Consider the following 12,602-nt stretch of genomic DNA (forward strand, 5'->3'; position numbering starts at 1 on the left):
AACATGGAAGTCAATTGTTTTGTTGAAAATAATCCGATTGTTGAAACCTTAATTCAGCATTTTGCTCGATCTCCTCAAACATTTCAGCCTCAAATTGCCGCCGCAGATGAGATGTTTTTGTATCAGTTGGATGAATTAGAATATCAAAATTTTGATCTAGCTTTGGTTAATTATTATAGTTTAGGTCGGACATTATTTGATTCTATCCAACAGATTATTAACGTATATTTTGGCAGTTTTGAACAGATTTCATCCTTTTTGGATTTTGCTTGTGGATATGGTCGGTTTATGCGGTTTTTAGTTCAAGAAATGCCTGCACCAAAGATTTGGGCTTCTGATATTTATGCGGATGCGGTGAGGTTTCAAACTGAATATTTTGGGGTGAATGGTATTGTTTCTACGCTTGAACCTGAAGATTATCAAGTCGAACGAAAATTTGACTGCATCTATGCCGGGTCATTTTTTAGTCATATGCCGCCCCGAACGTTTAAAGCTTGGATGCAGCAACTCTATGATTTATTAAATCCTGAAGGATTGCTCATTTTTAGTGTATTAGATGAGGCAATTTTACCTGGGGCTATCGAGATGCCATCAGAGGGAATTCTTTTTTCTTCGGATAGTAGTGAAAGTCAATTTCTTGACCGAAATGACTATGGTACAACCTATGTTAAAGAAGCTTTTATTCGAGAGTTAATTCAGAAAGTTAGTCAAAATAAAGCTTCTATTTTTCGCATTCCTAAAGGACTCAGTAACTATCAAGATTTATATTTGGTGACGCCTCAGCAAAATCGAGACTTTACCGCCTTAGACTTTAAATATTATCCAGAAGGTTATCTAGATGGGTGTAATATTACTCCAACCGGAGACATTCAACTCGAAGGCTGGGCGGTAGATTATTGTAACCCTAAAGGTTGTGTTGAGACGATTCAAATGATTGTCAATAACCAAGTCATTCAACAGTGTAAACCCAGTCAAGAACGTCCTGATTTAGTTGAACATTTTAAAACCTCTCAAGCTTTAAATTCTGGATGGAATTGTTCGATAGATTCGGGTAAAATTTCACCCCAAGATATTATTATTATTAAAGCAGTTAACACAGTTGGACTAGAATGGATTATTGCTGTAGAAACTGTTAAAAATATGATGGTTAGAACTCGATGGCGAGATGATCTTTTAGAAACGCAGAATCAGTTAAAGCAGCGTGAAAGTAAACTCCAAGAAACACAATCTCAACTCGAATTAACAGAATATACCCTAGCCCAAGCGAGAGATAAATTAACACAACTAGAAGCTAAACTGGGTGACTGTCAGTTGGAACTTTCATCTAGTCAATTTCTGCTAGAACAATCAAAAAATCACATTCAAGCGATGGAAAGTAGCAAGTTTTGGCAACTGAGAACCCAATGGCTTAAACTCAAACAAACTTTAGGAATTATCCCAAAAAATCCAACTAAATAGAGCAATTATCCAACATTCAACATTACAACTATGGAAACTAATCGCTTTGTTAAAAACAACCCAATTGTTCAAACGGTAACACAACATTTAGCACATTCGCCGCAAACTTTTCAGCCGGAAATTGCAGCCGATGATGAAATGTATTTGTATCAGTTGGATGAGTCTGAAGACCGTAATAGCGATCACGCTTTAGTCTATTATTATCTATTAGGACGATCTATTATTGATTCGATTCGACAAATTATTAATGCACACTTTGGCAGTTTTGCTCAAGTTTCTTCTTTCCTCGATTTTGCCTGTGGTTATGGACGTTCGACGCGATTTTTAATTCAAGAAATCCCTCCCGAAAATGTTTGGGTGTCTGATATTTATGCCAATGCGGTTAAATTTCAGATGGAAATCTTTGGGGTGAATGGCATTATTTCCACTCGTGAACCGGAAGATTATCCAAGTGATCAAAAATTTGACTGTATTTATGCGGGGTCGTTTTTTAGCCATATGCCGCAGCGAACCTTTACCCGTTGGATGCAGCGACTTTATGACCTTTTAACGCCGGAAGGTTTGCTAATTTTCAGTGTATTAGATGAGGCAATTATGCCGTCCCATGTGCAGATGTTACCGTCAGGAATTGTCTTTTCAACTGAAAGTAGTGAGAGTCAATATCTTGACCGGAATGAGTACGGCACAACCTACGTTACAGCAACCTACATTCACGAATTAATCGATAAAGTCAGTCAAAATAAAGCGACGATTTATCGGGTAAAAAAAGGATTGAGTAACTATCAAGATTTGTATGCTGTTACTCCCAAAAAACATGATCAATTTACAGAATTAAACTTTAGTTATCATCCGCTTGGGTATTTGGATGCTTGCCAAATTCAACCGAATGGTAATCTTTATTTAGAAGGTTGGGCGGTTGATTTGAATCCGGGGAGTCAGGTCAAAACGATTCAAATGTTAGTGAATAATCAACTGATTCAACAGTGTCAACCGACAATCAAACGACCCGATTTAGTTGAACATTTTCACCAAGAAGAAGCGTTAAACTCAGGTTGGTGTTGTGAAATTAATAGTCATCAGATTTCACCGGAAGATATTCTTTTAATTCGAGCAGTTAATCCTGCGGGTTTGGAGTGGATTATTGAAACAGGTTTTGTCAAATCCCTCATTTCTCAAACGCAATGGCAAACCCATCTTATTTCATGGCGAACTCAACTGCAACATCTACAGGTACAATTCAATCAGTCTCAGAAACAATTAAACTTAACCCAAAATCAACTCGAACAGTCTGAGGCTAAACTAGCTGAAACTGATGGACAATTGGGGAAAACTCAAGCCCAACTTTTGCAAACGGAAGCAAAACTTGACTTTGTGCAGGCTCAACTTAGACAATGTGAAGCGAAACTCTCACAGACTGAAACGGAACTGGGTCAATGTCAATGGCAACTGGAATCAAAGCAAACTTTGTTAGAACAGGCACAAAACCGCATTCAGGCAATGGAAAGTAGTAAATTTTGGAAATTGAGGGCAAAATGGTTTAAACTGAGGCGTGCTATGGGTTTATCTCAAGATTAAGAGATCAAGATTTGAGGGAGAAAAAAGGATTATTAACTACTTTTGAAAAACCACCGACAAAACTATGGATAAATCAGACCGTAACTCACCGATTATTGTTGCTGGAATGCACCGTTCTGGAACTTCCCTAACGGCATCTTTACTAGAACGTTTGGGGGTGAATATTGGCAAACGGCTCGTTGGGGCGAACTATGGGAATGTGAAAGGACATTTTGAAAATATTGATTTTGTCGAATTTCACAAGGCGATTTTACATGACCATAATATTGATGAGTTGGGTTGTACCTTTCAGTCGAATATTTCCCTAAATTCCCGACAGATTGAACAAGCTCAGAGTTTAATTCAACACAACCAAGATTCTCAACATCCTTGGGGATGGAAAGACCCCAGAACCACTTTGTTTTTGGAGTTTTGGCAGGAAATTTTACCCGAAGCACATTTTGTTTTTGTTTATCGTTCCCCTTGGGAAGTTGTTGATTCCCTTTACCGTCGTTCTACCGATTTAACGCTAATTAAATCCCCCGAATTAGCCGTTAAGATGTGGATACATTATAACAAAAAAATTCTCAATTTTTATCGAGAAAATCCAGAAAATAGTTTATTAGTCAATGTCTATAAAGTTGGGACAAAACCGCAAGACTTTGTTCAAGCACTTAATTCTAAATTTAACCTGAATTTACCCTCCCCTCCTGAAGATAATTTTGATCCTTATTTATTAGTTGATAATATTTTAGCCACTCCGCGACCCCAACTGATTAAACATTGTTTTCCTGATTCTATTGACCTGTATCTACAAATCGAAGCCTTAGCAGAAAATCTCAGTCGCGGCTTAACTCCGGTAGAGTCACAAGTTTTAAACCAGTCTAGCTCATTAACTTGGGTCTTTAAAGATTGGTCACAGGTGCGGTTGTTAGAAAAAGACAAAAAAATATTAACCCAAGAAAACGACCAGTTAAAAATAGATATTGAACAATGGCAAGATAAATTTCAAGAAGCGGTTGATAAATTAGTAAAAACTGAAACCGAACTGGGTCAAACCCAACTGCAACTTGATGGCGTAGAAATTCGTTATCAAGAAACCCTCGATAAACTGATTACCACAGAAGAAGAACTCGGTCAAGCCCAACTGAAAGCGAACACCGCCGAAAATACTCGCAAAGAAGCCGTTAAAAAACTCACCACTGTCGAAGAAGAACTTGGCAAAACCCAACAACAACTCGAAGGAACACAAATTCAGTTACAGGGGACAGAAATACACGCCCAAAACTTAGAAAAAAACTTTCAAGAAGCGGCTGAGAAGTTGATGTTAACCGAGACGGAACTCGGCAAAACCCAAGGACAATTAGAACAAGTTCAAATTCAATACCAGGAAACCCTAAGCCAACTCGCCCATACCGAAACTCAACTCAATCAAAATAAATATCATTTGGCGACACTTCAGCAAAGTTTGTTAGCATCTCAAGCCCGTTTTCAAGAATCCCTAAACAAAATTTATAGCCTCGAAAATGAACTCGGTAAAACTCAACTCGAACTCGTGCAAACCCAAGGCGAAGTTAACGCGATAAAATCGTCTAAACTTTGGAAAATTCGAGAAAAATGGGTTGACTTTAAACGCTTTTCTCGTCGAACACTCAAAGCCGAATATATCCATTACATCGAGACTCCGACACAATGGGAATTTATCGGCAATGGTGACACATTTACCCAAATTGAAGGCTGGTGTTTCCACACGGGAAAACGTAATTTTACCGGAATTCGTGCTAAAATAGGATCAGAAACGTTTACCGGGGTTTATGGGATTGAACGCTTGGATGTTGCCCAACAATTTGATTGGATAGAAGCCGCTCAAAATTGCGGATTTCGCCTGGAAATTCCCCTGAAAGTTGGCAATCAAAAAGTCCATTTAGAACTGCAAAATCGCAACGGAAAATGGCAAAAATTTGCGACCTATTCCCTGCAAGTTTGCCCCATCCAAGCCTCCCTAGATGTTCCATCTCCTGGCGAACAACGACCCGGACAAATTCTATTTGCAGGCTGGTGTTGTCATCCCGAATATCGCATTACTCAACTCACTTTATATTGTGGCGAACGTTCGATGCAATGTGCCTATGGGTTGCAACGTCGGGACGTGGGCGAAGTCTTTCCCGACTGGCCCGGAAGTGCAAATAGTGGGTTTGAAGCGCTGATGGATGTTCCCGTTGGTCAGTGGCCTATGAGGTTAGAAGCCGAGTTAGAAACCGGAGAAACCGTTACTTATCCCTTCAGCCAGCCCTTGACGGTAAGGCGTTATGGACTCTCCGCCCAAAGTTCGGCCAAAATGCGACAATTATCAGAATTTGTTGCTGCTATTCGTCAACGGGCCGCCGAACGCAAGCAACGCCTCGGACGCCTGCTTCCCCTACCTGGCGAAATTCCTGCTATTATTCGCCAAGCGCGGCTGATGTACCGCAAAACCGAAGCGACGACAGACCTCGCCCTTCTGCCTCCCGGCTTTGAACTCCCCAAACCCATCGACCCCTACGACGCTTGGTTGAGTGCGAACCAATGGACACAACGCAGTTTAGACCATTTACAAACTCGACTGCAAACTTATTCGGCGCAAAAATTGCCAAAAATTTCGGTGGTGATGCCTGTATATAATCCCCCGATAGAATTTTTAGAAAAAGCCATTGAAAGTGTAATTAACCAAGTTTATTCTAACTGGGAATTGTGCATCGCTGATGATTGCAGTACCAACCCCCAAATCGCCCTAACGCTGAATAAATTTTCCCAAGAAGATGAACGAATCAGGGTGATTTTTCGCCCAGAAAATGGCAATATTAGTCGCGCGACCAACTCCGCCGCAGTTCTCGCCACTGGTGAATTTATCTTATTACTTGACCACGACGACGAACTCACGCCGAATGCGTTAGGAGAAATCGCGATTTACCTGGCTGAACATCCTGAAACCGACGTTCTCTATACCGATGACGACAAAATTGACACCCAAGGAAAACGATTTGCACCTCAATTTAAACCAGACTGGTCGCCGGAATTACTCCTATCTTATATGTATATGGGTCATGCGTTAGTTCTGCGACGCAAACTGTTTGAAGAAGTGTCAGGAATGCGATTAGGATTTGAAGGTTCGCAGGATTATGATTTAGCCCTGAGAATCACAGAAAATACTCGTCATATTGCTCATTTACCTTTGGTATTATATCACTGGCGAACGGCTCCCGGTTCAACGGCAATTTCAGGCGCCGCTAAACCTGCGAGTTTTGAAGCAGGTCGCCAAGCGGTTCAAGATGCGTTAAACCGTCGAGAAATTGAGTCAAATGTGTATCAACCTCGTTGGGCGGTTGAACAAAGTTTGGGGATTTTTTCCCATGAATTCCCCGATAATGGGCCGTCTGTTACCGTTATTATTCCCACGAAAAATCAGCTAAAATTATTGCAAGCTTGTTTAAAATCGTTGTTAGAAAAAACGACTTATCAAAACTATGAAGTTCTGATTATTGATAACGAAAGCGACGACCCGAAAACCCTTGAATATTTTGATTGGATTTCTCAGGCTGAAACTCAACCTAAAATATCGATTCTCAAAGTTGCCAATTCTAACGGTAAATTTAGCTTTGCAGCGATAAATAACCGGGCGGTTGAACAGGTTAAAACTGGATATGTTCTCTTTTTAAACAACGACACCGAGATACTTTCTCCCCAGTGGTTGAGTCAGATGATGGGGTATATTCAGCTAGAAAAAGTTGCGGCGGTAGGGGCGCGATTAATTTTCCCCGATGACCATATTCAACACGCCGGAATTATTCACGGGTTACACCACAAATTGGCGGGGCATGCGGTTAAACTCTCTCATCGAGACTATTTTGGATATTTGGCTTATTCTAAAGTTGTGCGGAACTATTCTGCGGTAACTGCGGCTTGTTTATTAACGCCTCGTCAACTGTTTTTAGACTTGGGTGGTTTTGATGAACAAAACTTCGCTGTTGCTTATAATGATGCGGACTACGGCTATCGTTTAACAGAAAATAATTATCGCTGCGTTTATTGTGCCGAAGCGGAATTATTACACAAAGAAGGAACCTCCCGAGGGTTTAAAGATGACCCGAAAGAAGTGGCGAATTTCCGTCAGAAATATGCCGATAAAATTGACCCTTATTACAGCCATCATTTATCCCTCGCTAACGAATGGTTCCACGTTCAACCCCGACGGTTTAATATACAAACTTCTCAGGTAAAAATTAAACCCCGAGTGTTGATGTGTAGCAACGCTTTAGAATATACAGGCGCACCCCTACATCAATATGAAATTGCTGTACAATTAGCCGCACAGGATAAAATAGAACCTGTTATTTTTTGTGTCAATGATGGGCCGTTGCGCGAAGCTTATGAACAAAAAGGTATTCCGGTTATTGTACAAGACCATCCTTTAATTAACATCTATCAACGGGAACAATATGACCTCGCCCTCCAAGATTTTGCTGAACAAATACAACTCAATTGTTATGATGTCGTTTATGCGAATACTTTAGAAAACTTCTTCATGGTAGACTGCGCCCAAAAAATGGGGGTTCCTTCCGTTTGGAATGTTCACGAAAGCGAAGCTTGGCAAACTTATTTTAATGGGTTTGGGGGAGAAATAGCCGCCCGAGCGTTAGAATGTTTCCGCTATCCTTATCGAATTATTTTTGTGGCGGATGCAACCAGAAACACCTATTTACCTTTAAATAGTCATCACAATTTTACCGTTATTCACAATGGAATGGATGTGGAACGGTTTAAATTAGTCGCTGAACAATGGAACCGCAAAGATGCCAGAGAAGCGCTACAAATTAAAGCTTCCGAAGTTGTCATTCTATTACTTGGAACCGTTTGTGAACGCAAAGGTCAGAAAGATTTAGTCAAAGCCTTAGCATTATTACCCCCAGAATATTATAGCCGCATTCGTTGTTTTATTGTTGGCGATCGCCCGAGTGTTTATAGTACACAACTGACCACATTAGTCAAGCACCTCCCGCCGATTTTACAGTCTAAAATATCCATCGTTCCTGAAACGCCTGAAACCCCGAAATATTATCAAGCTGCCGATATTTTTGTTTGTACGTCTCGTATTGAGAGTTATCCGCGAGTTATTCTCGAAGCAATGGCGTATAATTTACCCATTATTACTACTCCCGTTTTTGGCATTTCCGAACAAGTTAAACCGGGAGTCAATGGTTTATTTTACACTCCCGATAAACCCGAAGAATTAGCCAAAAATTTGATTAAACTTCTCGATAATGAGTCGGAACGTCAACACCTCGCGGATAACGCAAAATATGTTCTCGCCTCGTTAAATAGTTTCGAGGAAATGACCCAGGAATACCAGCAAATTTTTGAGGAAGCTTACTTTATTAACCCCCATCCTCATCAAACGCTTCCCCCCCAAGAATTTATTCAACCTGTGTCAACACCTGAAGCCGTTTCACAACCCACAAAACCCACTCAAGATAAAAGTTATTGGGAAGCAAACCCGACTGCGGCGAGTGCGAGTGAATGGATATCAAACCCCATTATTGAGGATGTTATTCATCAGCGAATGTCAGGCGGTCAAACAAATAAATATTGGTTACGATGGTTAATTGAAGATTATTTTGCCGGAAGAACCTTTAATAATTTGTTGTCCTTGGGATGTGGAATGGGAAACCATGAAGTCACCCTCGCACAAGCAAACTTTGCCCGCAGTATTGATGCGTTTGACTTCTCGGAAGCATCCCTAGAAATGGCAAAACGTCGGGCGGAAATTGCCGGAGTTAAAGTTAACTTCTACACCGATGATTTTAATACCTTTAGCCTCGATAGTGGGAAGAAATACGATATTGCATTTTGTTCTGGTTCATTGCATCATGTCAAAGAATTAGAGCGATTTTTAGAAATTGTTCATCGTTCTTTGCATCCTGAAGGGTATTTTATCGTCAATGAATATATCGGCGATAACTACTGTATTTACAACCGAAAAAAAGTTGAGTTAATTAATCGTTTGTATGCTTGCTTTAACGAACTCTTGCGTTCAGGACTGCAAAGCGAATTTATCAACCCAACCATTTATCAAGTCTTTAATACTGACCCCTCGGAAGCCGTTCGCTCTAAGTTAATTTTACCCTTTATTGAATATTATTTCGACATCGAAGTTTATAATCCTTTTGGGGGCGGAATTTTACATCCGCTTTATCCCTTGTTAAATCATGTTCAACTCTTACCGGGAGAACCCAAGGGAGAAACGATAGTTCGACTGTTGCTAGAATTTGAAGAAATTTTAATGGAAATTCCGGGGGGTTTAGAATCTGATTTCTGTTTGTGTATCTTGCGCCCAAAGAAATTTTAGCAACGATGTTTAAAGCTAAATTGTTACCGAAAAAATAGTCAGGAGAAAAACTTGAACCCCCAAAATATCAATCCATCTGAACGCATTGAACCGCCTCATTTTATCATTTTAGGAACACAAAAAGGCGGAACAAACTCCCTGTATAACCATCTGTGTCAGCATCCTCAGATTTTACCTGCAACCCAAAAAGAAGTTCATTTTTTTACCTTACACTATCACAAGGGAATAGACTGGTATCGATCTCAATTTCCCTCAACAGCCGATGGAAAACTCTTGCTAACCGGGGAAGGAACCCCTTATTATCTGTTTCATCCTGGTGTTCCTCAACGGGTTTATAATCACTTTCCACACATGAAATTTATAGTGTTACTGAGAAACCCTATAGATCGAGCGATTTCTCATTACTATTGGGAAGTTAATTTAGGCTATGAAATGTTATCCTTAGAAGAAGCCATTAGCCAAGAACATAATCGTCTTCTGGGAGAAACCGAAAAAATCCTAGCCGATGAAAATTATTATAGTTATAACCATCAACATTATTCCTATCTTTCCCGAGGAATTTATATCGAACAACTGGAAAACTGGATGAATTTCTTTCCGCGAGAACAGTTTTTAATCCTCAAAAGCGAAGACTTTTCGAGCCAATCTCCAGAGATCCTCAATCAAGTGTTTGATTTTCTCAATTTACCCCGTTTTCAACTGCTGAATTACAAAAAATATAATGTCGGAGAGTATCCATCCGCCCCGCAAAAAGTCCGAGATAAACTCTCAAAATACTTTCAACCGCATAATCAAAAACTGGTAGAATTAATCGGTGAAGCGTTTGAATGGAAAGTCGAAGAATCAACGCCAAAATCGGAATCCGAAAACTTCTTGAGAGAACAGACGAGAGAAATGAATTCTTCTCCCTTATTTTTGTCTACTACCCAAATCAAAAAACCGATGATGAACGAGTCGAAAATTGATTATGAAGGGGCTTGGGATGACTATGTTAAAAATTGGCAGAGTACCGACTCTGAATATATTTATCCCGGCGATGAATGGATCGGGTTAGCCGCAGGTGCCGCTCAAACTTTAGCCGAATATGAGGCGTTAATTGAAAACCAGTTTATTACGCCTTATATTAAACCCCATCAAACCGTTTTAGAAATTGGAATAGGGGGCGGAAAAACCGCCGCATTACTGTTAAAATATTGTCAAAACGTAGTTTGTGCAGATATCTCCGAAGGAATGTTGCAAGCAACCCGCGATCGCTTAGGGGAAGAACGAGTCAGCTATGTCAAACTGGATGGTTTAAGCTTAGAAGGTGTTGACTCAGGTTCAATTGATGTCTGTTTCTGCTACGATACGATGGTGCATATAGAACCGCGAGATATCTTTAACTATCTCACCCAAATTCCTCGGCTGATGCGGGGCGATCGCCTCTGTCTTTTTCACCATACAAATGTTTTAAGTGAATTGGGATGGAAGAAATTTCTAAGTGATTGGGATAAGAACTTATTGGGGCGCCGACATGGAACGGCATTTTCAGTGATGACCGACTCAATAATGGAAAAATTTCTCACCCATCTCAACTATGAGATTCTATTAAAAGATACTCAATCCGTTCCGAGAGATTGTGTTTGGGTGTGTCGAGCGCCCGCCGAATTTTAATGAATTTCTCTGTGATCTGCTGAAGTTTGTAGTAATCTTAAAAACCCATTTTACATGAATCATGCGAGCCTTATTTTTGCATCCGAACTTTCCTGCTCAATATCGTCATATTATCACCGCATTAGGAGCTGATCCGAAAAATCAAGTTGTGTTTGGGACGAAAAATGAGCGTCCCGAGTGGAACATTCCCGGAGTTCGCAAAGCCCTATTTAAACCCTCTCGCGATGCCAGTCCCCAAACCCATCAGTATGTCCGCGCCCTAGAAAGTGCCGTGTTGCATGGACAGGGTGTATTTAGAATGGCCGAACAACTGAAAGCCCAAGGGTTTGTCCCTGACGTCATCTGTGGTCATTCCGGTTGGGGGCCAACGCTGTTTGTCAAAGAAGCCTTTCCCGATGTTCCCCTACTGTGTTATTTTGAATGGTTCTATCACAGTAAAGGATCGGATGCAGATTTTGACCCCGCCGATCCCCTAACCGTTGATGATATGGCCCGAATTCGGATTAAAAATACTCCGATCCTGGTCGATTTGTACACCTGCGACTGGGGACTTTCTCCCACCTATTGGCAGCGAGCGCAATTTCCCCCGGAACTGCAAAGCAAAATCTCCGTTCTCCATGATGGCGTCGATACCAGCTACTTTAAACCCGATCCGGGAGCAAAACTGGTTCTTCCCAACTGCGATTTATCAGGTGTAGAGGAACTGGTGACTTATGTAGCCCGAGGAATGGAACCCTATCGAGGTTTTCCGGAATTTATTGAAGCAGTGGCGTATATCCAGGAGCGTCGGCCTAACTGTCATGTGGTGGTGGTGGGTTCGGAACGGGTTTGTTATGGCAAATCCTTACCCGATGGGGTCAGTTACAAAGAGCATATGCTCAAGAGAATTCCCTTGGATTTATCGCGAATTCATTTTGTCGGGCCATTGCCTTACGGCCAATATTTAAAAGTGATTCAAGCATCTGACGTCCATATCTATCTAACGCGACCCTTTGTGCTGTCCTGGTCAATGATTGAGTCGATGTCTACGGGGTGTTTAGTGGTGGGTTCGGATACGCCGCCGGTCAAGGAAGTGATTCGCGATGGCGAAAACGGTTTATTAGTAGACTTTTTCTCCCCCAAACAGATCGCCGATCGGGTCTGTGAAGTCCTCGATCACCCAGACCACATGGCTGAAATCCGTCTCAAAGCACGCCAAACGGCTTTAGAACGCTATGATTTAGCGAAACTGTTACCCCAACAGTTAAAACTGATTCAGGACGTGGCAAATCGTTCCTTAAGCGTTCTCCGGCTTGGAAATTGAGTGCATAGCATCCGTGTGTTCATTCGCCTTACGGTGGTCTAAGCGTCCAGGGGTAATGTGAGGGGATGACAGAGGATCAACTGGAACCATTCGCAAACCCACTGCGTCTAGAACGGTTGGGTACTCGACATAACTTTATAGAGAAGTGATTAGCAGACACTTAGAGGAAGGTCAAGTTTGAAAACATTTAAGGTAAACTACTGCCGTATAAACAGTCACCGACAGCCAGTAGACAGAACTGGTTGTCAGGCA

5 protein-coding genes are annotated in these 12,602 nt (G+C 41.2%); all 5 read left to right on the forward strand.

Annotated features, from left to right (window positions below; translation table 11 throughout):
* The first annotated feature begins 3 nt into the window (after positions 1-3).
* Positions 4-1,458 (forward strand): class I SAM-dependent methyltransferase, encoded by a 1,455-nt coding sequence (locus WN50_RS28370; RefSeq protein ID WP_046279709.1) that lies wholly within the window; start codon positions 4-6, stop codon positions 1,456-1,458.
* A gap of 30 nt (positions 1,459-1,488) precedes the next feature.
* Positions 1,489-3,033, forward strand: coding sequence for a class I SAM-dependent methyltransferase (locus WN50_RS28375; RefSeq protein WP_046279708.1), 1,545 nt, complete (start codon positions 1,489-1,491; stop codon positions 3,031-3,033).
* Positions 3,034-3,097: 64 nt separating this feature from the next.
* A complete protein-coding gene (locus tag WN50_RS28380; RefSeq protein ID WP_049561492.1) occupies positions 3,098-9,394 on the forward strand; it encodes a glycosyltransferase in 6,297 nt (2,098 codons plus the stop codon).
* 51 nt (positions 9,395-9,445) lie between these two features.
* Positions 9,446-11,047 (forward strand): sulfotransferase domain-containing protein, encoded by a 1,602-nt coding sequence (locus WN50_RS32960; RefSeq protein WP_072075656.1) that lies wholly within the window; start codon positions 9,446-9,448, stop codon positions 11,045-11,047.
* Positions 11,048-11,108: 61 nt separating this feature from the next.
* Positions 11,109-12,350 carry a glycosyltransferase family 4 protein gene (locus tag WN50_RS28395; RefSeq protein ID WP_046279707.1) on the forward strand — a complete coding sequence of 414 codons (1,242 nt, stop codon included), beginning with the start codon at positions 11,109-11,111 and terminating at the stop codon, positions 12,348-12,350.
* Positions 12,351-12,602 lie beyond the last annotated feature (252 nt).

Source organism: Limnoraphis robusta CS-951 (assembly GCF_000972705.2).